The organism is Exiguobacterium sp. JMULE1, from assembly GCF_013337175.1.
Classification (GTDB): Bacteria; Bacillota; Bacilli; order Exiguobacteriales; family Exiguobacteriaceae; genus Exiguobacterium_A; species Exiguobacterium_A indicum.
Map to the genome: position 1 here is coordinate 2014531 of NZ_SGWC01000002.1, position 25134 is coordinate 2039664.

A 25134-nucleotide genomic window follows, 5' to 3' on the forward strand; every position below is an offset into this window, starting at 1 on the left:
TTTTTTCGTTGCTAAAATAGGGTAACGATAACAACAGGAAGGGGTGAACGGATGGAACACTCACAATGTAACGGATCTTATTGTTCATTGGACGAACCATCGATTCAACAACCGACGAAACCTCTGGAAATCTATCATTTTCTAGATGTGACACAAACGGATGGTTTACGGTTGATACCCGTCCTCAAGAAGCTAGAGCTAGAATATGGTCATCTGTTCCGTCTTCGGACGATTGCAACGATTCCATGTGCTCCATCACGATCTGCATGCGATATGTCACCACTCGTCATTCTAAAAGCAATTGAGCTTCAAGGAAAGACGTTTGGTATGCGATTCATGCGACGCCTTCGAATGCTTCATAACGTCGAAGGAGAAAGTGCTTATAGTCGCCCATCATTGATGCGGCTAGCAGAGGCATTAACGGAGTATGGTTTGGATTTAGAAGAGTTTCATCGTGATGTCTCGTCGGATACGATTCAGCAAATGCTCGAGAAAGAAACCGAACTAGTCACCGATTGGGATGTTCGGATTCTTCCAACACTCGCTTTTGTCGGAGACGAAGAAGCGATCAAAGCAGAAGGACCTTATGAGTATTTGGTGTATGTCTCGATCTTAAGTGAATTGCTAGATCATACGATCGAGAAACAACCGAAGCCACCACTCGAACAATTCTTGAGACGGTATGAAACAGCAACAACGGCTGAAATCGCCTTTATTTATGATGCTCCTGAATCCCAGATTGAACACGAATTAAAAAAACTGGTCTTGCAACAAAAATGTGCTTCTCTATCGTACTGTGATGGAAAAGTATGGCGTCATTTAAAAGATTCGGCACACGCATGATAAAAACAATAAAAGGGACAGTGAAGCATGCTTCACTGTCCCTTTTTAGTATTTACTCATAGAATAAGAAAAAGTCCTTCATGACGAGAAGGACTTTTCTTTTGACCACTGGATGGGGGAAAAAGAGAATCGACTGGGGAATGTGACCCTCTTCACAATATAAGTATATCGTGGACTTCGCCTCTTTTCCACTCTTTGTTCACTTTGTCACAAAGATGTCACTCTGCTAACAAAGCTTCAAATTCATCTAGGACACGTTCAAATTGACGCAATGCTGCTTCAACTGGCGCTTTTGTTGTCATATCGACACCCGCAGCTTTTAATACTTCGATTGGATAATCACTTGATCCCGCTTTTAAGAAATTGTTAATGTATCGCTCTACAGCAGGTTGTCCTTCTTCTAGAATCTGATCCGTCAAAGCAGCGGCAGCAGAAATGCCCGTTGCATACTGATAGACATAATAATTGTAATAGAAGTGTGGAATCCGAGCCCATTCTAGACCGATTTCTTCATCCAATACAATTTCTTCTCCGAAGTATTTTTGATTCAACGCATAATACGTTGACGTTAAGAATTCCGGTGTCAGCGATTGGCCAAGACGAGCCGCATCATGAATTGCATGTTCGAACTCGGCGAACATCGTTTGTCGGAACAATGTTCCACGGAATGTTTCGAGTTGATTGTTTAATAAATAGAGTTTTTCTTTACGATCCGTTACTTTCTTCAATAGATAGTCGTTCAACAATGCTTCATTCGTCGTTGAGGCAACTTCTGCGACGAAGATTGAATAATCACCATATGGATATGGTTGAGACTTCCGCGTGTAATAACTATGGACAGAATGTCCGAATTCATGTGCGAGTGTAAAGAGGTTGTTGATGTTGTCTTGCCAGTTCATCAAAATGAACGGCTGTGTATCATAAGCACCAGAAGAGTAGGCTCCACTCCGTTTACCACGCGTCTCTCGGACATCAACCCAACGTTCAGACAATCCTTCTTCGAGGATGTGCTTATACTCTGTTCCAAGCGGTGCAAGTCCTTCAACCATCAATTGTTTCGCTTCCTCGTAAGAGACTTTCATCTCCACCTCAGAAACGAGCGGTGTGTACATATCATACACGTGTAGTTCATCAAGTCCAAGTACTCGCTTACGTAAAGCGACGTAACGATGGAGTAATGGTAAATGCTCATGTACCGCTTCAACTAATCCATCATAGACGGACTCAGGAATCGCATTACCATGTAAAGCTGCTGCGCGTGCCGATGGGAACTTCCGGACATCCGCATAGAAGTTGTCTTTCTTAACTGACCCAGCAAGTGTCGAAGCGAGCGTATTCGTGTATTTTGCATATGTTCCATACATCGCTTTAAATGCAGCTTCACGGACCGAACGATCAGATGACTCGAGGAATGTGATGAAGCGACCATGTGTCAACTCTGTCTCTTCTCCGTCTTCCCCTTTGATTTTCGGGAATGTCAGATCTGCATTGTTCAACATACCGAACGTCGTACCGGATTGACCGAGTACTTCTCCTGCCTTTGCAAGAATCGCTTCTTCCGCTTCCGTCAGGACGTGTTCACGCTCTTGATTCAATTCATCAAATGCATGACGATACATCGCAAGATCTGGATTCTCATTAAGATACGTCTCAATCGTTGACTCAGGTACAGCTAACAATTCTGGTGTCATGAAAGCAAGTGTTGCTCCGATTTGAGACGCGAGCGTCCGAGCACGGTCATTCATAGCTTGGTAGAAGCTGTCTGCTGTATTTTCGTCATAACGCATGTGCGCGTATGTATAAAGCTTATAAAGGCGTCTTGAGACTTCGTCGCGTAACTGTAACCCTTCATAGAGTGTTTCTGCACTCTGTCCAAGACGACCCTTATACTCGACGAGTAATGGAAGCATCGCTTTCACCGATTCGAATTCTTCTTCCCACGCTTCGTTCGTTGCGTAAATCGACTCTAGATTCCATGTTTCTGTAACGTCAACATCTTGACGTGTTAATACTTCTGCCATTTCCCTCACTCCTTTAATTCAGTTATACCTGTTTTCTTTTCGACAAACAATCGAAGTGCTCCTGCTAAAACAGCTTATTCGCCTCCTCGATCCGTTCCATCCATTCTCTGACGAGAGCATCAATCAAATCTCTTTCAATCGATAGATTCAATTGGTAAAGCAGTTGATTTATGGCATGTTCTAGATGGATTGAAGTATATCTCCCTTTTAGCTTTAAAAAGACTGCGATTTGAAATTCAAAGGGATGGACAGGGAGAAATAATAGACGTGTGATCGGAAGAAACACAAATGAGGGAAGGTTTTGTAGATGGAGACCTGCTTGATACAGTGGGGTCTTGAGAATGCGTGGAGGTAATGAAGGATAAAAAGGACGTCTCCGATAGCGATGAACGATCCCTTGCCATCGAGCGATTGAAAATTTCCGAGGAAATGATGAAAGCTCTGTCGAGAGAAAATCAGATAACGAGAGCGATTGAACCGTGCAATAGACATGGTGTTTTGCAAAAGGAACTGGATGTCGAAATCTCCGGATTTGATTCTCGACGATCAGATCCAAATAATCATTTTGTAAAAATGCTTGTCGCATCCACCCCTGCAAGCGCAACGTGACACCATGTGAAGGATGAAATCCGATCCACCGAACCGTTTGTTCTTGTTTCGCATCAAGTAAGGCTCGTCTAATCCATTCCTCTGCCGACATCGGAGAACGTTGAATCTCAATTCCAAGTTTCTGTTCCGGTATCCACAGGTCAAAACGTCTCTCTCCAGTCACCCATTCAATTTCGACTTGGATACCTGCGTTTATTAAAGAATCGGCAATGCGCTTTTTCCAGGACATATGCACACTACTTTCTCCTGAACAAGCTGAGATATGTGCAAAATGTGGTCGTCGTCCTTGCCTGACGCGCAAGGGCTTCAGGCAATACGGACAACGTAAGGACATCGCTTTTAATTCATGGATGGGAAATCTGTGAATCATGATGCGTTTACCAGAAGCATCAATGGCTTCAAACATCTGAATCGTCCCCTTTTGCTAGAGTAACGGTGAGAATAAACGTGAAATCGATTCAATCAATCGACGGCGTAATGGACGTCGATGGAACATATCAGCATCAACTTGTGTCGAATGGCTAAAATCTTCATAAAAATCACGTGTTAGTTCATGGACAGAGTTCGTTCCATATAAGAAAGCATTCACTTCGAAATTCAAATGAAAACTACGTAAATCCATGTTCGCTGTCCCAATCGTTGCGATGGCGTCATCCACGACGATGACTTTAGAGTGCATGAACCCTTTATTGTACTCGTAAATTTTCACACCAGCTCGTAGCAAGTCATCAAAATATGAACGGCTCGCATAAAATACGATTTTATGGTCTGGAAAGCTCGGTAGCAGAATACGAACATCAATCCCAGCCATAGCAGCTGTCTTCAGTGCTGTCATCAGATCTTCATCCGGTATCAAATACGGGGAAGCAATATAGACTGATTCACGTGCTTCCGTGATGAGCCCGAAGTAAAGTGATTTCATTGCCTCATGTGGCTCATCAGGACCGCTCGCAATGATTTGAACACCCCCTGTTGCTTCTTCAACGTACTCAAGCGGCTCCATGTAAAACGGTGTAAACAGTCGTTCTCCTGTCATGTAATACCAGTCTTGGAGAAAAATCAGTTGGAGTTCAGAGACAGCCTCTCCTCTTACGAGAAGATGCGTATCACGCCAAAAACCAAAATGTTGATCGCGACCGATATACTCGTCGCCAATGTTGATTCCGCCTGTAAAAGCAACCGTTCCATCGATGACGACGATTTTCCGATGATTCCGATAGTTCGATTTACTCGAAATAAACGGTAAGACGACGGGGAAAAACGCGCGAACCTCAACGCCAGCCGCCTGCATCTTCTTGAAATAATGTTTATCCGTCGAAAAACATCCAACGGCATCATAAAGAAAGCGGACCTCGATTCCTTGCTCAGCCTTTTCAATCAATGCTTCCTGTAACTGAAGCGCAAGTTGATCATCGCGTACGATATAGTACTCCAAATGAATATGATGCTGTGCTTGACGAATCTCTTCTAAAAGAATCGGAAATTTTTCCTGACCATTCGTCAAGATTCTTGTATGTGTATTATACGAAATCGGAAGGCGACTGATTGAATCGATAAGTGTCACAACTTTTCCATAACGCCCTTCTTGGAACACTGATTGGTGTACCCCTGCCTTAAACTGGGTACGATACTTAATGTAAGACTCTTCATCAAGCATTGCCTTCAGTCGAAACATTCGTTTTCGGCGGTAGTTCTGACCGAATGTGAAATACACGAATACGCCAACGACAGGCAATGCCATCATGACAAGTGCCCAGACGAGCGTTCGTTCTGGGTTCCGATTTTCGAGTAGAATGATGACAAACACGCTCATGACGACCAAGATGATGACGATGGACAGCCAACCTACCATATAGACACTCCAATAGTAGGATAAAAAGGCAATCAAGCCGATGGTCAAGATGAGGGTCATGAGAAGTTGTACACGTCGTAGCATGAATCCCCCTCCTTTTATGTAAGTAGTACAAATCGTATTTAAACTGATGACAGAAAGGAAGCGTTTAAATGGGTACGTATATCATTACTGGTGCAACAAGTGGAATTGGTGAGGCAACTGCCCTTCAACTCATCCGGGAGGGACATACTGTCCTTGCGATTGGGCGAAATGAAGAAAAAGGATCCTCGCTTGAATCAAATGGAGAAGGACGTTTATATTTCTTCCCTGTCGACTTAACTGATTCCTCTGCAATCGATGCGTTCTTTGAAGAAACACAAGAAGATTTCCCAGAAATCGATGGTATTTTCAACAATGCAGGTACTTTCGGTAAACCCGTCGCACCTGAACGTGTCTCCGATCAACAAAAAGAAGTGTTTCAAGTGAACTATCACGCACCCGAACGAATCATCCAACTTGCGACAAAACGCTTTTCAAAAGGTGCTTCCATCGTCAATAATAGCGCCATCGTAGGTCATGTTAAGTTTCCAGCAATGCTACTGCCTTACGCGTCGTCTAAGAGTGCTTTACTGACGCTAACAAAGACATACGCCGCCCGCTTCCATGGTAAGTACCGATTTAATGCGATTTGCCCGGGACCAGTCGATACAGCGCTCAGTCATGCCTTATATGGCGGGAAAGATAAATTTGACCTCGCAATGAAACATCACCTTCGAGGTGAGCCTGCACAACCTTCTGAAATCGCTGAGGTCGTTTGTTTCTTACTATCGAACAAAGCGAGTTACATCAACGGTCAAGCGCTCATCGTAGATGGAGGCTATACCCTCACTTAATACCAGAACAAAAGGAGGTATCACGATATGTGATCCTCCTTTTCCTCGCACTTTTTCTGACCTTAGTTCGGAAAATGTTTCCGAATGAACGGAAAGACATCTGAAGCAATGATTTGTTTCCCGTATTCAGCTACAGGATATATCGTTTGTTCGCTGAACTGGAGATACTCTGCGATTAAACTCATGACGTTTTCTTGCGCTTCTACGTTCACATCATCTTCGAAATGAACATGCAGTAAATAGAGTCCATCTTTTTGATAAAGCGCTGTTTCAAGTTCTGCGAATACAGGAGCATTCGCATACTGGCTGAGCGCGATGATATGTTCGAAATCGCGAGTTTCAAATAAAACATCTTGGCTTAACTCTGTATCTTTATCTTCTGTCTCAGACATCGCTGATCGTAAAAGTGAATCGAGTTCGTCTTCATCGACTTGCTCACCATCAACTGCATTTTTCGCGATCGTTACAGTGACTTCAAGACCTTTTTCAAATGCTTGCACTTGTATCCATAGTGGACCTTCGAAGGAGATGGACTCTTTTTCATTCGCTTCGTCCATCATCTGCCAGAATAACTGTTCTCCCCGTTCCCGGTTATACCAAATCTCATCTCGGGCAAAACCACGGCGTTCGATGTCGGTGTACGTGATGAAGAACTTGACCGTATTGTCATTGACGCGTTCGATTTTCAAACTGTCCACTCCTTTCTTCTCGTTCCTTATCTAGAATACGAACGAGGACATAACTTGGATTCATAGTTTTGAATCCGAAGGATATATTTCTATTCCTTTGTTATCTTTATTTTAACCTTTTTTATCGGTAACAAAAAGCACACTGCTCACGAAGCAGCGTGCTTTTTGAAATTACTCGTTGACAAGACGCTGTGCTTCCAAAAGTTGGAATGTACGCACCTTGCGCGGTAAGAATCGACGGATTTCATCCTCGTTGTATCCCACTTGAAGGCGTTTTTCATCAATCAAGATTGGGCGACGCAATAATCCCGGATATTCTTGAATCAAATCGTATAGATGCTGCAACGATAAGTTTTCAACGGAAACATCGAGTTTCGAGAAGACTTTTGAACGTGTTGAAATGATCTCGTCCGTTCCATCTTCCGTCATGCGAAGAATCTGTTTGATTTCATCGAGCGATAATGGTTCTGAAAAGATATTACGTTCAACGAACGGGATTTCATGTTCTTCAAGCCACGCGCGTGCTTTCCGACAAGAAGTACAACTTGGTGAAGTATAGAGTGTTACCATTGAAAAACATCCTCCCCCTGATTTAACATCATTCAATACCTATGTGAATAAGCAGATATTGATGATGGTTCTATTACTTGACAGTTTACATCTAATAAAGCAGAAAACCTAGCTTTTTTACAAAGATGAAAGAACTTTTCGTAAAAAAGCTTGTTAAAGCCACCACGTGGCTTTAACAAGCTGGCGTGTGATCAAATGGCTGAGAAATCGTCTCTTTTGCTTTAGGAAGTTTCATTTCTTTCAGTTTTTTCTCTAAAATATCCCGCAAAAGGCGCTTCTTCAGCTTTTTCTTCTTGTCACGTTCTTTCATATTCCGACACCCCATTCGGCCCGAAACAGAACTAACAACCATACGAAAGCGAATAAATCATCTTCTACACTAGTAAGTATACCACGTATCTCAAAAATCTATTCCTACTTTAAGCAATTAAATATGTGAGATTGTCGATTGATAAATGAAAAATAGTTGCAATCTCTTTCAAATTTCTGTAGAGTATATAGAAATATCAACGCTCAGAAAGGAGTTTTTCATTCATGGCATTAACACTTGTTACGATTCTCGATCATCCGATCGCTCAAAAATATTTATCTCGTTCTGGCTTGAATCATGCGATTTCAGTAGCGGAACGCGCACTGACACTCGCTACGAAACGTGGTTTAGATGCTGACACTGCTACGAAGGCAGCACTCTTACATGATATTGGTCATTACGAATGGTATACCGACGGCACTTGGAACTATGATTTATATCGCCAAAATGATATTCATGCCATTAAAGGAGCTGAACGTGCTCATAAACTATTGATTCGCCTTGGTGAAGAACCAGCACGCGCAAAAGAAATTGCTCTCGCTGTTCTTTTGCATACGGATTCCTATCTCCCACCAGGTGCGATCAACCGAACACCTCTTCAACAACTTGTTCATGATGCGGATACGCTGGAAGAACAGCCGGGCGGACTCCATCATTACGAAAAAATTGACTTTGAAGAAGCCATGCGTCGTCTTGATGCGATCGATTCAGTCGTCCACCGATTTGCTCATCTACCGCGTATCGCATCAGAAAATTAAAAAGGCATTTCCACGATCAACGTGGAAATGCCTTTTATTTTAAAAAATTATACGAGTTGCGCTTGATACGCTTCAAGTTCTGCATCCGTCATCGAAACGAAGTGACCTGGCTCGATTTCACGAAGTGGTGGAATGCTCGAATCTTCATCCGATTTACCAACCGGTCCACTCGTCGGACGATCAAAGATAATCCGTTTACGTGTCCGCTCGTGCTCTGGATCCGGAAGCGGAATCGCTGATAGAAGTGACTTCGTATACGCATGAACTGGATTCTCATACAGACGATCTGCATCACACAATTCAACGAGGTGACCCTGATACATAACACCGATCCGGTCTGAGATATACTTGACCATCGATAAATCGTGGGCGATGAACAAGTATGTCAAACTGCGATCCCGTTGTAGTTTTTTCATCAAGTTGACGACTTGGGCTTGAATCGATACATCGAGTGCTGAAATCGGCTCATCCGCAATGATGAAGTCCGGCTCTACAGCAAGTGCGCGTGCGATCCCAATCCGCTGACGCTGACCACCTGAAAACTCATGCGGGTAACGACTCGCGTGTTCTTTCGTTAAACCAACAGTCTCAAGTAAATCATACACACGGTTATTACGCTCCTCTTTCGAGTTCGCTAAGCCATGGATATCGATACCTTCAGCGATGATATCACCGACTGTCATACGTGGATTTAAAGAGGCATATGGATCTTGGAAGATCATTTGCATCGCACGGTTAAACTTCAGTTTCTCTTTACGCGATTTTTTCGCGTGTACGTTTTCACCTTTGAACATGACTTCGCCGTCTGTCGCATCATACAAGCCGATGATCGAACGACCAGTTGTCGATTTACCGCAGCCTGACTCCCCTACAAGACCGAGCACTTCTCCTTCATAGATATCAAACGAGAGACCATCGACTGCTTTAACGACACGACCGCGACCAATATTAAAGTGTTGTTTTAAGTTTTTTACTTCAAGTAGTTTCTTACGGTTTTCCATTACTTCAGACCGCCTTTCAGAAGCGATTTTGAGAACACGCTGTCCGGACGGTATTTTAATGCCAAGTCACGGATTGCTGCAGGTGGTTCAACATAAGGTGCTTGTGGATGGAGCAACCACGTCGCCGCTTCGTGTGTATCTGAGATTTTGAAGAAAGGTGGTTCTTTCTCGAAATCAATCTTCATCGCGTATTTGTTACGCGGTGCAAACGCATCACCGACTGGTGGATGCATCAAGTTCGGTGGAGTTCCTGGAATCGCAGGAAGATCTTGTGAACGGTCATCCGATGGACGTGGCATTGAACCTAGTAGTCCCCAAGTATATGGATGACGCGGCTCATAGAAGATCTCATCTACTGTACCTTTTTCAATCAATTTACCAGCATACATGACGGCTACACGGTCAGCCATGTTCGCTACGACACCTAAGTCGTGCGTAATGAAGATGATTGCTGTACCCGTTTTTTGCTGAATGTCTTTCAATAACTCAAGAATCTGAGCTTGAATCGTAACATCGAGTGCAGTTGTCGGCTCATCCGCAATCAATACTTTCGGGTTACAAGCAAGTGCGATCGCGATGACAATCCGTTGACGCATCCCACCTGATAATTGGTGTGGGTATTGTTTCAGACGCGCTTCTGGGTTTGGAATCCCTACGAGTGTCAAAAGTTCGAGTGTACGTTTCTTCGCTGCGTCACCCGTTAAACCTTGGTGACGTTTTAAGCCTTCAGCGATTTGTTTATAGATTGTCATCGTCGGGTTAAGTGATGTCATTGGATCCTGGAAGATCATTGCGATATCACGACCACGGACTTTTTGCATCTCTTTATCGGAAAGCTTAACTAAGTCACGACCTTCGAATAAAATCTCGCCTTTCGTGATTTCACCCGGTGGGTTTGGAATCAAACGCATGATTGCTTTTGAAGTAACTGACTTACCAGAACCAGACTCACCAACGATTGCGAGTGTCTCGCCTTTTTTCAAATCAAACGATACACCGCGGACGGCTTGAACCGTCCCGGCATACGTATGGAAAGCGACATTCAGGTCGCGAACAGATAAAATAGTTTCCATTGTGAATGAGCTCCTCTCTAGTTTCCGTTAGCGTCGTAAACGTGGGTCGAACGCATCACGTAATCCATCTGCCAACATGTTGAAGCTGATCATGAGGAGTACGATGACCGTCGATGGAACAACGAGCAAGTAAGGGAACGTTTTGAGTTCTTTATACCCTTCGTTGATCAAAGTACCAAGTGACGGTTGTGGTGGTGCAAGTCCTAAACCGATGAAGCTTAAGAATGCTTCAAAGAAAATTGCACTTGGAATCGTGAACATGAGTGAGATGATGATCGTTCCCAAGGTATTTGGAATCAAGTGTTTGAAGATCAACCGTGTGCTAGAAGCACCAAGTGTCCGTGCTGCAAGAACGAACTCTTGGTTCTTTAGTTTCAAAATTTGACCACGAACAAGTCGGCTCATCCCGATCCAGCCGGTAATCGTCATCGCAAGGATGATCGTCGTAATCCCTGGTTCAAGAATTAAGATGAACAAGATAATTAATATCAAGTTCGGTACACCTGTCAAAATTTCAGCAATCCGTTGCATGATGTTATCGACACGTCCACCATAATAAGCAGAGATACCACCGTATGTGACACCTACGAGAACGTCAATGACTGCTGCCATTAAACCGATGAATAAGGAAATCTTTGTGCCTTCCCAGACACGTGACCAAAGATCACGACCAAGGTGATCCGTACCAAACCAGAAGTTCTCTGTCACCTGTTTTTGTTTATAAAAATCAATCGGTGTTTCACCAAGTGTTGCCATACCATCAAAACCAGCCCACTCTAACCCTGAAACTTTAGGCGGAAGTTTAGCCTGTGTGATTGTTTGGGTATAAGGATCATTACCAGAAAGTGAAGAACCCACTAGTGACATGATCGCGATGATGATGATGACCGCTAACGATAGGATCGCCGCTTTGTTCTTACGCAAACGCATCCATGCATCTTGCCAGAAGTTTAAACTTTTACCAGCAAGGCGTTCTCCCGCCTGTTCATTGAACTCAACGTGTTGGAACAGTGACGAATCAAACTGTTCTGATTTTGCATTTGAATTTTGTTCAGCCATTATTTGTTACCCCCCAAACGAATCCGTGGATCAACGACACCGTACAGTAAATCGACGATTAAGATCATGAGAATGAAGACTGCCGAGAAGAATAACGTCGTTCCCATGATAACCGTGTAGTCATTTTGTGTGATCGATGATACGAATAACTCACCCAGTCCTGGTACCGCAAAGATTTTTTCAATAACAAGCGTACCTGTGATTAGCGCAGCTGTCATCGGTCCAAGAATCGTGATTGCCGGAATCAAAGCATTCCGAACCATGTGTTTCCAAGTAATCGCTTGACCATCTAGGCCTTTTGCTTTAGCTAACGTGACGTAATCCTGACCTGTAACTTCCAACATCTCTGTACGGACGAATCGAGCAATCGAGGCCGTGACCCCAAGTGATAACGATATGGTCGGTAAAATAGTATGCGCCGGGCTTTCCCAGAACGCGACTGGCAAAACGCCCCATTTCACGCCGACATAGTACTGAAGGAGTGAGGCGAATACGAAGGAAGGTACTGAGATCCCGATAACCGATACGAACATCGCACCATAATCAATCACTGTGTTGTGACGAAGCGCCGCGATAACACCAAGTACAAGCCCTAGTAGGACGCCAAGAATCAACGCCTGAACTCCAAGTTGAGCCGATGGTCCAATTCGTTCAGAGATCAGATCCGTTACCGGACGGCTATCATACTTAAATGAAATACCAAGATCTCCTTGGAACAAGTTGACCATGTACGCTGCGTAGCGTTGCGGAAGTGGATCATTCAAGTTGTACTTATCCCGAAGGATGTTCAACTGTTCAGGAGAAAGTTTCTCCTGGTTTTGGAACGGTGAACCTGGTAGCAGATCCATCAAGAAGAAAGTGAACGAAGCGATGAGTAAAAACGTCATTACGCCGTAGATCAGGCGTTGAGCTAAATAACGGCCCATAAGATGGCACCCCCTATAAAGATTTTCTGTTTTTTTCGAAACATCAATAAAATCAGTATGACCCACAATTGTCGGAACATTCAAGAATTTTGTCATAAAAATTTAAAAATTCTTTTTTATTGTGCTTTGATTTGATGTTCGTTTGGATGTTTTTCTAATTTCATCCAATAGTCAGAATTTTTCGTTTGATTCCATTATACTTTGCTAACAAAGTAATTAGAACTACTTTTTTACGAAACTTTCACATTTTCGTAAAAAATGAGTTTCCATTCAGAAAAAGTAGTATAAAACAGGAGCGTACCCGAACTGATCAGGGGACGCTCCCATTCTCGATTACTTAATGTCAACGTATTTGTATTGGAAATCTGCTCCGAACAATTGACGGTTGAAATCTTTGACCGTCGGACGGCTTAAATATGCAGAACCAGCTTGATAAATTGGAGCAATCGCTTGATCTTTTTCGATCAATTGTGCTTCCGCTTGTTTAAAGAGATCAAGACGTTTTGTTAAATCTGACTCTTCATTCGCTGCATTCAACAATTTATCATAAGCAGAGGATTTATACTTGACGTCGTTTTGGCTGTTTGTTGATTCAAAGATCGAGAGGTTAGACATTGGATCTTGGTAGTCTGGACCCCAAAGTGAGTAAGAGATTTGATAATCTCCTTTTGCTTCAAGATCGAGTTTATTCTTAAACGGCTGTTGCTTGATGGCAACTGTGACGTTTGGAAGATTCTTCTCGATTTGACCTTTCATATACTCACCGATTTTTTTCGCATCTTCACTATCGAATGAGAGCAATTCAATCGTTGTTTTTTTGTTACCATTTGCTTTTTTCCAAAGATCTGCTGCTTCTTTAGCATCACGATCGAACCAGTTGATGTCGCTTGTATAGTCTTTTCCTGATGCATCTTTGACGAAGTCTTTTGGAATGAAGCTTGTTGTTGGAATCGATCCGTTCGCAAGAAGCGTATCCGTGATTCCTTTTGGATCGATCGCACGAGCGATGGCTTTACGTGCATTCACGTCCTTCATCGTTGCATCTTCGTTGTTGAATTTCAAATAAGCAATCGAAGAGCGAAGAGCTGTTTTGAATTCCGGCTTCGATTTATAAGCTTCAACTTGCTCTGAAGTCAGAGCTGCATAATCAATCTCATTTGAATCATAAAGATTCGCTACTGTTGACGTATCCTTAACGACACTGATCGTAACTTCATCAAGTTTGACGGCATCTTTATCCCAGTAGTTATCGTTCTTTTTCAGAACACGTTTTGAATCCGTTTTCCACGATTCCCAAACGAAAGGACCGTTATAAAGCAATTTATCTGGTTTAAGTGAGAAGTCTTTTTCATTCTTTTTGTAGAAATCTTCGCTAATTGGCGTGTACGTACCGAAAGATGTCAATGAGAGGAAGTAAGGAGCCGGACGCTCAAGTTTTACTTCTAACGTTTTGTCATCGATTGCTTTAACACCGAGTTCGTCGACAGATTTTTTACCTTTTGTCACATCAGAGCCGTTTTTTAACGTGTCAAAGATGTAAGAATAACCAGAACCTGTTTTCGGATCAGCTGCACGCTTCCATGCAAATTCAAAGTCTTGTGCTTTGACCGGCGTACCGTCAGACCATTTCGAATCACGAAGTGTGAACGTATACGTTAAATTGTCACTTGAAATATCTGTTTTTTCTGCAAGTGCTGGAATCGCTTTTCCGTCTTTGTCTAAACGATAAAGACCTTCCATCGTGTTCCCGATCATGTTGAACGCGACAGCATCCGTAGCTTTCGCTGGGTCAACTGTCGTGATATCCGATGTATCCGTCAAACGTAAATTTTTCTTTCCGTCTGTCGAACCTGAATCACTGTCTCCTCCACCTGTCGAACATCCAGCAAGCACAGCGCTTCCTGCAAGCATGACGGATAAAGCAAGACCGACTGTTTTTTTCTTCATCGGTAAGTCATCTCCTTTTCAATTTCCAAGTTGCCATAATGCCTATGACATCAATAACGTCCCGTCGAAACTGCAATGTATTCCCCAAAATCCATTGACCTAGTTTCAAAAACCTAAACGAAGTGATAAATTGATTTTATGTGAGAATAGCATTAACGTCAAGTAAATAGTCACACTATTTGCTATTTTGCATCATTCGTCTGTTACTGATTCGTAACAGGATTAAAAGTTTCGTATACTAAGAGTATCAATGCAATAAAGGGGGATTTTTCATGCGATCGACCTATTTCCGACCGGTCATCACTGCGGTCATTCTGGTGTTACTTTATACGATATGGGCGACTATCATCGATTCGACGCACGGTATTATATACCATCTATCCGGTGGGTTGTTCATTGGAGGCTTTTTGCTGATGGCAATCGGATTCTTTTCCAACATGTCGGCTAACGGCTTCTTCCGTGGCATGACAGCTGGATTTAAAAAACAACGGGAGGCGAAGCTTCGAGAGATTGATGGTGATTACTACGAAGATGATGACGAAGAGGAAGAAGTCCTCCGTAAAAAGCAAAATCGAGCTTCTGCCCGAACGAAACCTTATGTATCTAGCGGTGTCATCTTCATCATCGTATCGCTGATCATCTCTTACTTTTAATCGAAATCACCGTGACGTGCCTTCTATCGTATGGTAAAATTAAATGAATTAAACAAGAAAACACGATGACAAAGAGTAGTAACTTAGGTACATCCCTTTCAGAGAGTCCATGGTGCTGGAAATGGACAGGTGATGCCTACGTGAATGGACTTTCGAGTGGCTGATTCGAATCAAGTAGAGTCAGATGGGTGTGCCCATTACAGCAAATTGAGCGGCTATGTAAATAGCAACTTGGGTGGCAACGCGATGATTCGTCCCTTGATTTTCAAGGGGCGTTTTTTATTTTGATTTTATTATTTGGAGGGATTTCACTATGAAAACGATTTTCTCAGGTATCAAACCAACAGGAACAGTGACACTCGGAAATTACTTAGGTGCCATGAAACACTTTGTTAACTTACAGGACGGGCATGATGCGTATTATTGCGTCGTTGATTTACATTCGATCACGGTCGATATTGATCGTGTCGAACTGATGAACAATACACGCGCCCTTGCTGCACTTTACATCGCTAGTGGTCTGAATCCAGAAAAATCAACGATCTTCGTTCAATCGGAAGTCAAAGCGCATGCGCAACTCGGCTGGATGTTGACGTGTCTCTCCGGAATGGGTGAGCTCGAGCGTATGACACAGTATAAAGATAAATCTCAAGGAAAAGACCGGATTGGTGCAGGTCTGTTTGTTTATCCAACACTCATGGCAGCCGATATCCTACTCTATGATGCGGAACTCGTTCCGGTCGGGGATGATCAAAAACAACACATTGAGTTAACGCGCGACCTAGCTCAGCGTTTCAATAGTCGTTACTATGAGACGTTCACATTACCAGAACCAATCATCGCTGAGTCAGGAGCTCGGATCATGAGCCTGACGACGCCAGACAAAAAGATGTCAAAATCTGATCAGAATCCGAAAGGCTTCATCTCGATGCTTGACGCACCAGACGTCATTCGTAAAAAAGTGAAATCTGCCGTCACGGACTCGGAAGGTATCGTCAAATTCGATCGAGAAAACAAACCAGGTGTGTCGAATTTGCTTGAGATCTACTCCCTACTCGCTGGCATCTCGATTCCAGATCTCGAAACTAAATATGAAGGTTCGAACTACGGAACATTTAAAGCAGATGTCGCGGAAGCGATCATTTCGGAACTCGAACCGATTCAACAGCGCTACTATGAGTTGATTGATTCTGAAGAGCTCGATCAGATTCTTGATGCTGGGCGTGACCGTGCTGAAGCCGTTGCTGCTAAAAAACTCGCGAAAATCGAGAAGGCAATGGGCTTACAGCGGAAGCGTGCCAAAGTAAAAAAATAAGTTTTTTCAAAAAAGATCGGAATGCTCCGGTCTTTTTTGATATTTCCAAACAAAAAAACTACTTCCGGATAAAATCGGAAGTAGTTTTTATTTTGCTTATTTTCCTTCGATCGAAGCCCATTTGTAAGAGAAGTCTGCGCCGAAGTTATGCTCGACGACTCCTTTGACGTATGGTTTAACGAGGAATGCACGTCCACGCTGATAAACAGGTGAGATCGCTGCAGAATCAAGAAGGATTTTCTCAGCTTCTTGCAATTCAGACCAACGTTTTGCTGCATCTGTTTGTGTTTGTGCATCTTTGATGAGTTTATCGTACTCTTCATTTGACCATTTACCACGGTTGTATGGTCCGCCAGTGACGAAGAGATCGAGGAACGTCATTGGATCTTGATAGTCAGGACCCCAGCCCGCTACTGAGAACTCGAAATCGCCTTTGTTCTCAAGATCAAGTTTGTTTTTGAACGGTTGTTGCTTGATCGTAACCTTCATACCTGGAAGGTTTTTCTCAAGCTCGCCTTTCAAGAACTCACCAATTTTCTTCGAATCATCGCTATCATAGTTCAAGAGTTCAAGATCAACCGATTTTTGACCGATTTCTTTTAAGCCCTCTTCCCAGAGTTTTTTCGCTTCGTCTGCATTGTATTCGTTGAATGTTGGATACTTGTCACGGAAGTCTTTTCCGTCAGCGTCTTTCGCGAAATCTTTTGGTACAAGATAGTTCGCTGGAAGTGATCCGTTTGCAAGGATGACATCCGTGATTCCTTTTTTGTTGTAACCCATATCGATGGCGCGACGGATTTTTTCGTTATCAAGTGCTTTTACCTTCGTATTGAGGTAAAGGTAGAAGATTGTTGATTCACCTTTTGTTTTAAACTCTTTATTGTCTTTGTACTGAGCAACAAACTCAGAAGTTAGACCTGTACGATCGATGTCACCTTTTTCGTAAAGGTTAACACCTGTCGCTGTCTCTTTAACGACCTTAACGTTGATCGTTTTAAGTTTGACCGCATCTTTATCCCAGTAGTTATCGTTTTTAACCATTTTCCAGCCTTGCTCACGTGTCCACTCTGTTAATTTGAATGGTCCGTTATAGAGCGACTTATCTGCAGTCGAACCGAAGTCTTTCCCGATTTTCTTCGAAAGTTCTTCTGATTTCGGCATGAATGGTCCGAATCCAGTGAGACCGAGGAAGTAATCTGCAGGTGCTTTTAACTTAACTTCGAGCGTTTTGTCATCGACTGCTTTAACACCGACAGCATCACGATCGCCTTTTTTCGTGTTGTACTCTTCTGCACCTTCGATATTGTAGAAGACATATGCATACTGTGAAGCGTTCTCAGGATTTAGAACTTCTTTCCATGCATATTCGAAATCTTTTGCCGTAAGTGGTGTACCATCAGACCATTTCGCATCACGTAATTTGAACGTGTACGTCAACTTGTCGTCCGATACTTTGTGGCTTTCAGCAATACCTGGTGTTGGTTGCTGCTTGTCATCAAGACGGTACAGACCTTCCATCGTGTTATTCAACACGTTGAATGAGACCGAGTCTGTCGAAGTCGTCGGGTTAAGTGTAGGAATATCAGCTGATTCAATCAAGTTAAGCGTTTGTTCACTTGATTTTTTGCTTGAACCTGTGTCGCCCGATTTGTCGCCTGAATCCGTTGTCGAACAAGCTGCGAGGAACGCACTTGATACGAGAGCTACAGATGTAGCTAGAGCAAAGCTTTTCTTCTTCATGTTACGATGACCCCCCTAAAATTCTAAAAGCATGATACTGTCAGGTTTTTGACCGAAAAAAAAAGAATTACTATATTCGAATCAAACCCTTCGTTACAAATAGTTTACAATGTTCTGATAATTTTGCAAACCTTTTATCCGATTTTTCTAAATATTTTTTCAAAAAAGACTGGGACCACACGCAAAAATAGTCCCAGTTAAATAATTATTTTAGAATTTTCATCGATCGAAGTAGGTATTCTGGTCCATAGATGGGGACTTCAATTCCTTGAATCGTATCAGAAACATATAATTTTTCAGTCGTCTGATACAAAGGAACGATGACAGCATCTTGTTTAATTAAACGTTCTTCCGCTTGATGATACAGTGCTTGTTTTTTCTTTACATCTTGCGCCTGTCGTGCTTTTTCAATCGTCTGATCATACGTATCGGATTGATAGTTTACGGAATTTAACGGATTATCCGAAACGAACTGATTCAAATACGCAAGTGGACCTGGATAATCTGGCATCCAACCTGTAAGTGTCATCGCATATTGTGCTGATTGTTCTTTATTTATTTTCTCTTCAATCGCAACGGGTTTAAGAACGATATCAATATCAGGCAACTGTTTCTCAAGATACGTCTCGAGCTGTTTCCCGATCCGTTTTGCCTGTGGATCATCAAAATTAAGCATCTCGATTCGTTGTTTCTTCTGTTGTTTACCATTTTCTTTTTTTACTTGTACCGGTTCTGTCATTAATACATTCGTATCTGTGACGACGAATCGATTCGTCGGAATGCCTGCATATCCTAAAGGAAGTTGAACGGACTCTTTTTCCATCAAGGCGTAAGCAATTCGTTGTCGGAGTGTTTTTTCGCGGAAGGCTTCATTTTTTTGATTAAATGCGATATAAAAGACACCGCTCCGCTTTTTTTGATAGGTTGGTCGAGAGACTTGATCTTCTTGTGTCTCGACACTCTCTTGTAACGGAAGAATCGCTGCTTTACTGTTCTCATACGTACTCCATTGCGTCTGATGATCAAAGATGATGCGACTTTTCACTTTCTCGACCGTGACAACATTTTGTTGATGATACTGGTTGTTTTTCTTAAGCGTATATCCGTTTTTCGACATCTGTTCTAGTGTAAACGCACCATTACCCGTGAGCTCCTGCCACTTCTTAGATTCCGGTTGGGGATAAAAGACGGACATCGCGAGTAATTCTTTTAGATTCGAAACCGGCTGATTCAGCGTGATGACAAGTTGATCGCGTCCTTTCGCCTTTACACCTAAACGCTCTGGCTTCATTTTTCCGTCGTTGACGGCACGTCCATTTTCAAACACTTCAAATAAAAAACCATAAGGAGAATTCGTTTTATTAGCTGCTACACGTCGGAAACTATCGACAAAGTCTTGTGCCGTGATCGACTGACCCTGCGCATTTTTCGTTTGTTTGAGTTGAATCGTATACGTCAGACGATCCTTTGAGACTGACATATCCTGTGCTAATCCTCTACGGACGGATGTCCCAGAAGTAAAGACATATAATCCTTCATACAGTTGTGCTAACAGTGTCTGAGAACGGCTATCCGTCGCTAACGCAATATCGGATGTTTTCGGGAGTGATGATTCGATTAATTCAACCTTCACTGCTTGGGTCTCCTGATCTGTTTTCGTCTTTTGAGATGATAGACGATATATGAGCGTACCACTGAGACCAATCAATAAAAATAGGATCAGTATCAGGATTGATGTTTTTCTTGTGATGTTAGTCATAAACGACTCCTTTCTGCGTCAAACACGCATTTCTCTATTGAATCAGAAAATCAGCAAAAAAGCGACCCCCTCGTTTTTCCAAGGGAATCGCTTAAGCTTAAGCTTCGTAACGTTTGAAGACGAGTGATGCGTTGTGTCCACCGAACCCGAGCGAGTTGCTCAGGGCGTAATTCAATTCGACGCTCCGTGCACCTTCCGTCACGTAATCAAGGTCACAACCTTCACTCGGCTGTTTGAGATGAATCGTTGGGTGAACGGTTTGTTCTTGTAGCGATTTAATCGTCGCAATCGCCTCGACCCCACCTGCGCCACCAAGCAAGTGACCAATCATCGATTTCGTCGAATTGACGACGAGTTGTTTTGCCTGTTCACCGAAGACACTGTGGATCGCTTTCGTTTCAAGAATGTCGTTCATCGGTGTACTCGTTCCGTGTGCATTGATATATCCGACTGCTCCTGGTGCGATACCTGCATCTTGGATTGCCATTGCCATCGCACGTGCTCCACCGTCTCCATCTGGATCTGGAGCTGTGATGTGGTAGGCGTCAGCTGTTAATCCATACCCACTGACTTCGGCATAGATTTTTGCGCCACGTGCTACCGCATGCTCGTACTCTTCAAGAATCAAGATGCCTGCTCCTTCTCCCATGACGAATCCATCACGTCCTTCGTCAAACGGACGGCTTGCTGTCTCAGGATCGTGATTCGTTGACATCGCTTTGTTGGAACAAAAACCAGCAAACGCTAAGTTCGTGATTGGTGCTTCCGCTCCACCAGCGATCATGACATCTGCATCGCCCCGTTCGATGACACGAAGTGCTTCCCCGATCGCATTCGTTCCTGAAGCACATGCTGTGACAGAACAGTTATTCGGCCCCTTGGCTCCGGTATAGATCGATACCTGACCGCTTGCCATGTTCGGAATCATCATCGGAATGAAGAACGGGCTGACACGACGGTGTCCGCGCTCGAAGTAAATTTTTGCTTGTTTCTCGATTGTCTCCACGCCACCAATCCCTGATCCAATCCAGACACCTGCACGTTCAGCAATCGACTTGATATCAATTCCAGCATCTTTTACAGCTTCCATGCTTGCGACAAGTGAGTAATGAACGAAGCGGTCCATCTTGCGTGCTTCTTTCGCCTCGATGAATTCTGTCACGTCGAAGTTCTGCAATTCTCCAGTGACCTTTGTTGGATATTCATCGATATCGAGACGCTCCATCGGTCGAATCCCGTTCGTTCCTTCTTTTAATGCTTCCCAGAATGTATTAGCATCGTTCCCGATTGGTGTCAGTGCTCCGATTCCTGTGACTACAACGCGTTTTCTCATCATCTTATGTGTTCTCTCCTTTAGTCCAAGTAATGTATGCTGCTCCCCAAGTCAATCCGGCACCGAATCCAGCAAGTACGAGCTTCGTACCAGGTGTCAAGCGCCCTTGTTGACGTGCTTCTTCGAGCGCGAGTGGGATTGAAGCAGCCGATGTATTCGCATGCTCATCGATGGTGACGATGACTTTCTCTTGCGGTATATGCAGTCGTTCGCACGCTGCATCGATAATTCGTAGGTTTGCCTGATGCGGAATCAAGATATCAATGTCTTCGAGTGTGCTATCCGCTTTTTGAATGACTTTTTCAACGATTTCCGGTAATTTGCGAACAGCGAACTTGAAGACTTCACGACCATTCATCTCGATTGGTCCATCGATGTCCTTAAATAACAAATGTGCTCCGCGTCCATCTGTTCCAAGCTCAAAGGCATTAAGACCCTCTTGCTCAGTTGATCCGATGACGACTGCCCCTGCACCGTCTCCAAATAAGATGGCAGTTGACCGGTCTGACCAGTCGACGATACTCGACATTTTTTCAGCACCGATGACGAGCGCATGTTTTCCTTCGACTGTTGCTAACATGCTAGCAGCTGTTTGTAATGCAAAGATGAAACCACTACATGCCGCACTAATATCGAATGCAGTCGCTCCGCGTGCTCCAAGACGCTCTTGAACGATACAGGCAGTAGACGGAAATGCTCGTCCTGTTGCCGTTCCGACGACGATCAACCCGATGTCCTCTACTGTCAATCCAGCATCATCAAGCGCTTTCTGAGCAGCTTCTGTCGCTAAGTCAGTGACATCCACATCATCGGCTGCAATCCGTCGTGCCCCGATTCCTGTCCGTGTCCGAATCCATTCATCGCTCGTATCGAGCGTCGTTGCTAATTCATCGTTCGTCACGCGGCGTGACGGCAAAGACGTTCCTAATCCTACAATCCCGATCTTCATAAGGCATCCCCTTTTGTTATTAGTATCTGGTACTAATATAAAGCGTTAATATGCTTTTGTCAAAGAAAAAAGGAAGAGCATGGTCTCCCGTGCCCTTCCCCCATACCTCATTCTGCTAACGTCCGTACGACTTCCATGACCATTTTAGCGGAATTGATTGACGCAATCTCGAGGAATTCATCAAACGAGAGTGACGCTTCTTCATTGGCGCTATCTGAAATCGACCGCGTTACGACGAACGGAACACCGAACTGATGACAGACTTGTGCTATTGGTGCTGCTTCCATCTCGACGGCTGCGACTTCTGGGAAGTGCGCCTTGATTTGAGCAGAGCGCTCTGAATCGTGGATGAATGAATCGCCTGTCGCAATTAATCCATGAACGACGCGAATCGCATCCATCCGCTCGATGACGGCTTCTGCCGTTGCAACAAGCTTCGGATCTGCTTGATAGGCAGCTGGCATTCCAGGTACCTGTCCATATTCGTATCCAAATGCCGTCACGTCGACGTCGTGGTGACGTACTTCTGTTGAGACAACGACATCCCCGACCGTTAAGCCTTCCTTGAATCCACCTGCTGAGCCCGTATTGATGACAGCACTTGGTTTGTAGTGGTCTAGCAATAATGTCGTCCCGATCGCAGCGTTCACTTTCCCGATTCCTGACTTCAAGATGACGACAGGAACGCTATTTAAAAGCCCTTCATAAAAATGATAGTTTGCGATGACTGTATCTTTACGTTCTGATAACTCATTACGCAATAAGTTGACTTCCTCTTCCATTGCGCCGATGATTGCGATTGGCATAATTCATTCCTCCATCAAACAGAAAGCCGGATTGCTCCGGCTCCTGTGTTCTTTATTTGATCGATGTAATTTTTACTGCGTATTCGCCGCCTGGTGCTGGTACAGAGACTTGATCTCCGACTTGGTGCCCCATTAAACTTTTCGCGATTGGTGATTCGTTCGAGATTTTACCCGTGAACGGATCTGCTTCGGCACTACCGACGATCGTATACGTATCTTCTTCGTTATCTTCGACACTTAAGAAAGTGACCGTCGTTCCGATACCGACGACCGAGATATCCTTCTCTTCTTCTGAGATGATGGCAACATTACGAAGCATCTCTTCAAGTTGAGCGATCCGGCCTTCGACCATCGCTTGCTCTTCTTTTGCTGAATCGTACTCAGCGTTCTCTGAAAGGTCACCGAACGAACGGGCGATCTTGATGTTCTCGACGACTTCTTTCCGGCGGACTGACTTCAATTCATTCAATTCATTTTCAATGTTCGCTTTACCTTCAAGCGTCATGTAGTATTGCTTTTCTGCCATTTTTGTCACGCTCCTTTTTATTCCACTAGTATAGTATATTCACATCTTTTTTGGAATCAATATCCTCTTTGATCGAGTGCTGAACGATAATCAAGAATCGCTCGAATCTTCGTCACGAGTAAATCGATCGCGACATGATTCTCGCCGCCTTCCGGTACGATGATGTCCGCATACCGTTTTGTTGGTTCACAGAACTGCAGATGCATCGGACGAACGACGTTCGTGTACTGCTCAACGACTGAGTCGATCGAACGTCCACGTTCGTTGATATCACGTTGCATCCGACGCAAAATGCGAACGTCCGCATCCGTATCGACGAACACCTTGATATCCATTAGTTCCCGTAACCGTTCGTCTTCAAGCGCTAAAATTCCTTCTACGATGATGACATCGCGTGGTTCGAGACGAATCGTTTCTTGTGCCCGCGTGTGGGCGACATAGTCATATACCGGTTTTTCAACGGCAATGTTTTCACGGAGCGACTGAATGTGCTCAATCAACAGACCATTATCAAAAGCGAACGGGTGATCATAGTTTGTCTGATACCGCTCTTCCATTGATAAATCACTTTGATCTTTGAGAGAGCCAGTCACAGGCATATACAAACGGGGAATCAAAGCGAAGGGTGATCATAGTTTGTCTGATACCGCTCTTCCATTGATAAATCACTTTGATCTTTATAATACGCGTCCTGCTCAATCATGACGATTGATTCACTTGGGAACGCATCGACGAGTGAACGTGCCACCGTCGTCTTCCCTGAACCCGTTCCGCCCGCTACGCCAATTACTACCGGTTTTTGCATGTCATTCGTTCCTCCATCATTTCGACTTTTTCCGACTGACGGATACACCGTCACCGAGCGGAAAAATCGTCGTATCGTATTGTTCTTGTTCCATCATCCAGACCGTGAATTCCTTGACGAGACGCACGAGTCGACGTCTTCTTCGATCGAATGTCTTCGGATCAGACTCGAGAACATCTCCGTGTAAGAAGAGATTATCCGTATAGAGTACGCCGCCCTCAGGAATGAGTCGCCCATATCCTGCAAAGAATTTTTTATACTGTCCTTTAGCTGCATCAATGAAGACCGCATCGAACTGGTCTTCAAGCGTTTCGGCTAATTCTACTGCATCACCAAAAATGATGTCAATCCGGTCCGCCACATCTGACCGGGCGATGAAGGTTTTTGCTTCTTCATACCGCTTTGCATTTCGTTCAATCGTCGTAATGCGCGCATCCGGTAGCGCACGGGCCATCCGAATCGCACTATATCCGATTGCGGTTCCGACTTCTAAAATGCGCTTCGGTTGTTGTAATCGCAGGAGCGATAACAAGACTTCGGAACCTGTCAGTTCGATGATTGGTATATGATGTTCTTCCGCATAACGCTCCATTTCTTCTAACAGAGCATCTCGAGGATGAATCATTGATTCGACATAGGTCGTGAAATCATTCACGCCATTCACTCCCTCTTCCGCATAAACAGGTTGACTTGAAGCGAACTTCCCGCTTCAACC

23 protein-coding genes, 1 pseudogene and 1 other annotated feature are annotated in these 25134 nt (G+C 43.9%); of the genes and pseudogenes, 5 read left to right on the forward strand and 19 right to left on the reverse strand.

The genetic code is table 11. The annotated features are described in order from the left end of the window. Positions 1-51 precede the first annotated feature (51 nt). Entirely contained in the window at positions 52-843 is a 792-nt protein-coding gene (locus tag EXW93_RS10915; RefSeq protein ID WP_023468885.1) for a DsbA family protein, read from the forward strand. Between the two features lie 218 nt (positions 844-1061). On the opposite strand, the gene pepF is transcribed toward EXW93_RS10915, so the two are convergent. From pepF to cls, 3 genes are all read right to left on the reverse strand, one after another. After that, on the reverse strand, positions 1062-2864 hold the full coding sequence (pepF, locus tag EXW93_RS10920; RefSeq protein ID WP_023468886.1) for an oligoendopeptidase F: 1803 nt from the start codon (positions 2862-2864) through the stop codon (positions 1062-1064). Positions 2865-2928: 64 nt separating this feature from the next. Continuing rightward, positions 2929-3879: a competence protein CoiA family protein gene (locus tag EXW93_RS10925; RefSeq protein ID WP_174316455.1), complete on the reverse strand. Its 951-nt coding sequence runs from the start codon at positions 3877-3879 to the stop codon at positions 2929-2931. A gap of 18 nt (positions 3880-3897) precedes the next feature. Continuing rightward, positions 3898-5409 (reverse strand): cardiolipin synthase, encoded by a 1512-nt coding sequence (gene cls / locus EXW93_RS10930; protein ID WP_149427652.1) that lies wholly within the window; start codon positions 5407-5409, stop codon positions 3898-3900. 68 nt (positions 5410-5477) lie between these two features. On the opposite strand from cls, the gene EXW93_RS10935 reads away from it, so the two are divergent. Then, complete coding sequence (locus EXW93_RS10935) at positions 5478-6200, forward strand: SDR family NAD(P)-dependent oxidoreductase (RefSeq protein ID WP_174316456.1); 723 nt, start codon at positions 5478-5480, stop codon at positions 6198-6200. A 62-nt stretch (positions 6201-6262) separates the two neighbouring features. On the opposite strand, the gene mecA is transcribed toward EXW93_RS10935, so the two are convergent. From mecA to EXW93_RS10950, 3 genes are all read right to left on the reverse strand, one after another. Then, positions 6263-6889, reverse strand: a complete 627-nt coding sequence (gene mecA / locus EXW93_RS10940; protein ID WP_174316457.1) for an adaptor protein MecA — start codon at positions 6887-6889, stop codon at positions 6263-6265. A gap of 171 nt (positions 6890-7060) precedes the next feature. Further along, positions 7061-7459: a transcriptional regulator SpxA gene (spxA, locus tag EXW93_RS10945; protein ID WP_012370920.1), complete on the reverse strand. Its 399-nt coding sequence runs from the start codon at positions 7457-7459 to the stop codon at positions 7061-7063. Positions 7460-7631: 172 nt separating this feature from the next. Further along, a complete protein-coding gene (locus tag EXW93_RS10950) occupies positions 7632-7769 on the reverse strand; it encodes a hypothetical protein (protein WP_023468890.1) in 138 nt (45 codons plus the stop codon). 224 nt (positions 7770-7993) lie between these two features. Here EXW93_RS10950 and EXW93_RS10955 point away from each other — a divergent pair, with 224 nt between their 5' ends. Next, on the forward strand, positions 7994-8527 hold the full coding sequence (locus EXW93_RS10955) for an HD domain-containing protein (RefSeq protein ID WP_023468891.1): 534 nt from the start codon (positions 7994-7996) through the stop codon (positions 8525-8527). Between the two features lie 47 nt (positions 8528-8574). Here the strand turns inward: EXW93_RS10955 and EXW93_RS10960 are convergent, their stop codons facing one another. The 5 genes from EXW93_RS10960 to EXW93_RS10980 all read right to left on the reverse strand — a co-directional run bounded on the left by EXW93_RS10960 (position 8575) and on the right by EXW93_RS10980 (position 14533). Beyond that, on the reverse strand, positions 8575-9528 hold the full coding sequence (locus tag EXW93_RS10960; RefSeq protein WP_023468892.1) for an ABC transporter ATP-binding protein: 954 nt from the start codon (positions 9526-9528) through the stop codon (positions 8575-8577). Continuing rightward, entirely contained in the window at positions 9528-10601 is a 1074-nt protein-coding gene (locus EXW93_RS10965) for an ABC transporter ATP-binding protein (RefSeq protein WP_023468893.1), read from the reverse strand. The genes EXW93_RS10960 and EXW93_RS10965 overlap by 1 nt, the downstream gene beginning before the upstream one ends. A gap of 27 nt (positions 10602-10628) precedes the next feature. Next, a complete protein-coding gene (gene opp3C / locus EXW93_RS10970; RefSeq protein ID WP_023468894.1) occupies positions 10629-11660 on the reverse strand; it encodes an oligopeptide ABC transporter permease in 1032 nt (343 codons plus the stop codon). Further along, on the reverse strand, positions 11660-12586 hold the full coding sequence (opp3b, locus tag EXW93_RS10975) for an oligopeptide ABC transporter permease (protein WP_023468895.1): 927 nt from the start codon (positions 12584-12586) through the stop codon (positions 11660-11662). Before opp3b ends, opp3C begins: the two co-directional genes overlap by 1 nt. 333 nt (positions 12587-12919) lie before the next feature. Then, complete coding sequence (locus EXW93_RS10980; protein ID WP_174316458.1) at positions 12920-14533, reverse strand: peptide ABC transporter substrate-binding protein; 1614 nt, start codon at positions 14531-14533, stop codon at positions 12920-12922. Positions 14534-14805: 272 nt separating this feature from the next. On the opposite strand from EXW93_RS10980, the gene EXW93_RS10985 reads away from it, so the two are divergent. Together EXW93_RS10985 and trpS are read left to right on the forward strand one after the other, a co-directional pair. Next, complete coding sequence (locus tag EXW93_RS10985; protein WP_035396667.1) at positions 14806-15186, forward strand: DUF3899 domain-containing protein; 381 nt, start codon at positions 14806-14808, stop codon at positions 15184-15186. Between the two features lie 56 nt (positions 15187-15242). Further along, positions 15243-15448, forward strand: a binding site (T-box leader). 51 nt (positions 15449-15499) lie between these two features. Continuing rightward, a complete protein-coding gene (trpS, locus tag EXW93_RS10990) occupies positions 15500-16501 on the forward strand; it encodes a tryptophan--tRNA ligase (RefSeq protein WP_029342196.1) in 1002 nt (333 codons plus the stop codon). Between the two features lie 96 nt (positions 16502-16597). Here the strand turns inward: trpS and EXW93_RS10995 are convergent, their stop codons facing one another. From EXW93_RS10995 to EXW93_RS11030, 8 genes and pseudogenes are all read right to left on the reverse strand, one after another. After that, on the reverse strand, positions 16598-18241 hold the full coding sequence (locus tag EXW93_RS10995; RefSeq protein ID WP_023468899.1) for a peptide ABC transporter substrate-binding protein: 1644 nt from the start codon (positions 18239-18241) through the stop codon (positions 16598-16600). A 205-nt stretch (positions 18242-18446) separates the two neighbouring features. After that, complete coding sequence (locus EXW93_RS11000) at positions 18447-19874, reverse strand: peptide ABC transporter substrate-binding protein (protein ID WP_174316459.1); 1428 nt, start codon at positions 19872-19874, stop codon at positions 18447-18449. Between the two features lie 223 nt (positions 19875-20097). Next, complete coding sequence (gene fabF, locus EXW93_RS11005) at positions 20098-21336, reverse strand: beta-ketoacyl-ACP synthase II (RefSeq protein ID WP_023468901.1); 1239 nt, start codon at positions 21334-21336, stop codon at positions 20098-20100. Between the two features lies 1 nt (position 21337). Further along, entirely contained in the window at positions 21338-22282 is a 945-nt protein-coding gene (locus EXW93_RS11010; protein WP_023468902.1) for a beta-ketoacyl-ACP synthase III, read from the reverse strand. A gap of 107 nt (positions 22283-22389) precedes the next feature. After that, positions 22390-23088, reverse strand: coding sequence for a 5'-methylthioadenosine/S-adenosylhomocysteine nucleosidase (gene mtnN, locus EXW93_RS11015; RefSeq protein WP_023468903.1), 699 nt, complete (start codon positions 23086-23088; stop codon positions 22390-22392). Positions 23089-23140: 52 nt separating this feature from the next. Beyond that, complete coding sequence (gene greA / locus EXW93_RS11020; RefSeq protein ID WP_029342224.1) at positions 23141-23614, reverse strand: transcription elongation factor GreA; 474 nt, start codon at positions 23612-23614, stop codon at positions 23141-23143. Positions 23615-23670: 56 nt separating this feature from the next. Next, positions 23671-24419, reverse strand: a pseudogene (gene udk, locus EXW93_RS11025) (uridine kinase). 16 nt (positions 24420-24435) lie between these two features. Beyond that, complete coding sequence (locus EXW93_RS11030) at positions 24436-25074, reverse strand: O-methyltransferase (RefSeq protein ID WP_023468906.1); 639 nt, start codon at positions 25072-25074, stop codon at positions 24436-24438. Between the last annotated feature and the right edge of the window lie 60 nt (positions 25075-25134).

Bases quoted from the DNA above. Each gene is read 5' to 3' on its own strand.
- cls (WP_149427652.1), bottom strand. From the start codon at position 5,409: ATGCTACGACGTGTACAACTTCTCATGACCCTCATCTTGACCATCGGC.
- opp3b (WP_023468895.1), bottom strand. From the start codon at position 12,586: ATGGGCCGTTATTTAGCTCAACGCCTGATCTACGGCGTAATGACGTTT.
- EXW93_RS10960 (WP_023468892.1), bottom strand. From the start codon at position 9,528: ATGGAAAACCGTAAGAAACTACTTGAAGTAAAAAACTTAAAACAACAC.
- spxA (WP_012370920.1), bottom strand. From the start codon at position 7,459: ATGGTAACACTCTATACTTCACCAAGTTGTACTTCTTGTCGGAAAGCA.
- opp3C (WP_023468894.1), bottom strand. From the start codon at position 11,660: ATGGCTGAACAAAATTCAAATGCAAAATCAGAACAGTTTGATTCGTCA.
- EXW93_RS10980 (WP_174316458.1), bottom strand. From the start codon at position 14,533: ATGAAGAAAAAAACAGTCGGTCTTGCTTTATCCGTCATGCTTGCAGGA.
- EXW93_RS10985 (WP_035396667.1), top strand. From the start codon at position 14,806: ATGCGATCGACCTATTTCCGACCGGTCATCACTGCGGTCATTCTGGTG.
- EXW93_RS10965 (WP_023468893.1), bottom strand. From the start codon at position 10,601: ATGGAAACTATTTTATCTGTTCGCGACCTGAATGTCGCTTTCCATACG.
- EXW93_RS10995 (WP_023468899.1), bottom strand. From the start codon at position 18,241: ATGAAGAAGAAAAGCTTTGCTCTAGCTACATCTGTAGCTCTCGTATCA.
- EXW93_RS10925 (WP_174316455.1), bottom strand. From the start codon at position 3,879: ATGTTTGAAGCCATTGATGCTTCTGGTAAACGCATCATGATTCACAGA.
- mtnN (WP_023468903.1), bottom strand. From the start codon at position 23,088: ATGCCAATCGCAATCATCGGCGCAATGGAAGAGGAAGTCAACTTATTG.
- greA (WP_029342224.1), bottom strand. From the start codon at position 23,614: ATGGCAGAAAAGCAATACTACATGACGCTTGAAGGTAAAGCGAACATT.
- trpS (WP_029342196.1), top strand. From the start codon at position 15,500: ATGAAAACGATTTTCTCAGGTATCAAACCAACAGGAACAGTGACACTC.
- EXW93_RS10915 (WP_023468885.1), top strand. From the start codon at position 52: ATGGAACACTCACAATGTAACGGATCTTATTGTTCATTGGACGAACCA.
- EXW93_RS10955 (WP_023468891.1), top strand. From the start codon at position 7,994: ATGGCATTAACACTTGTTACGATTCTCGATCATCCGATCGCTCAAAAA.
- fabF (WP_023468901.1), bottom strand. From the start codon at position 21,336: ATGATGAGAAAACGCGTTGTAGTCACAGGAATCGGAGCACTGACACCA.
- EXW93_RS10935 (WP_174316456.1), top strand. From the start codon at position 5,478: ATGGGTACGTATATCATTACTGGTGCAACAAGTGGAATTGGTGAGGCA.
- EXW93_RS10950 (WP_023468890.1), bottom strand. From the start codon at position 7,769: ATGAAAGAACGTGACAAGAAGAAAAAGCTGAAGAAGCGCCTTTTGCGG.
- pepF (WP_023468886.1), bottom strand. From the start codon at position 2,864: ATGGCAGAAGTATTAACACGTCAAGATGTTGACGTTACAGAAACATGG.
- EXW93_RS11010 (WP_023468902.1), bottom strand. From the start codon at position 22,282: ATGAAGATCGGGATTGTAGGATTAGGAACGTCTTTGCCGTCACGCCGC.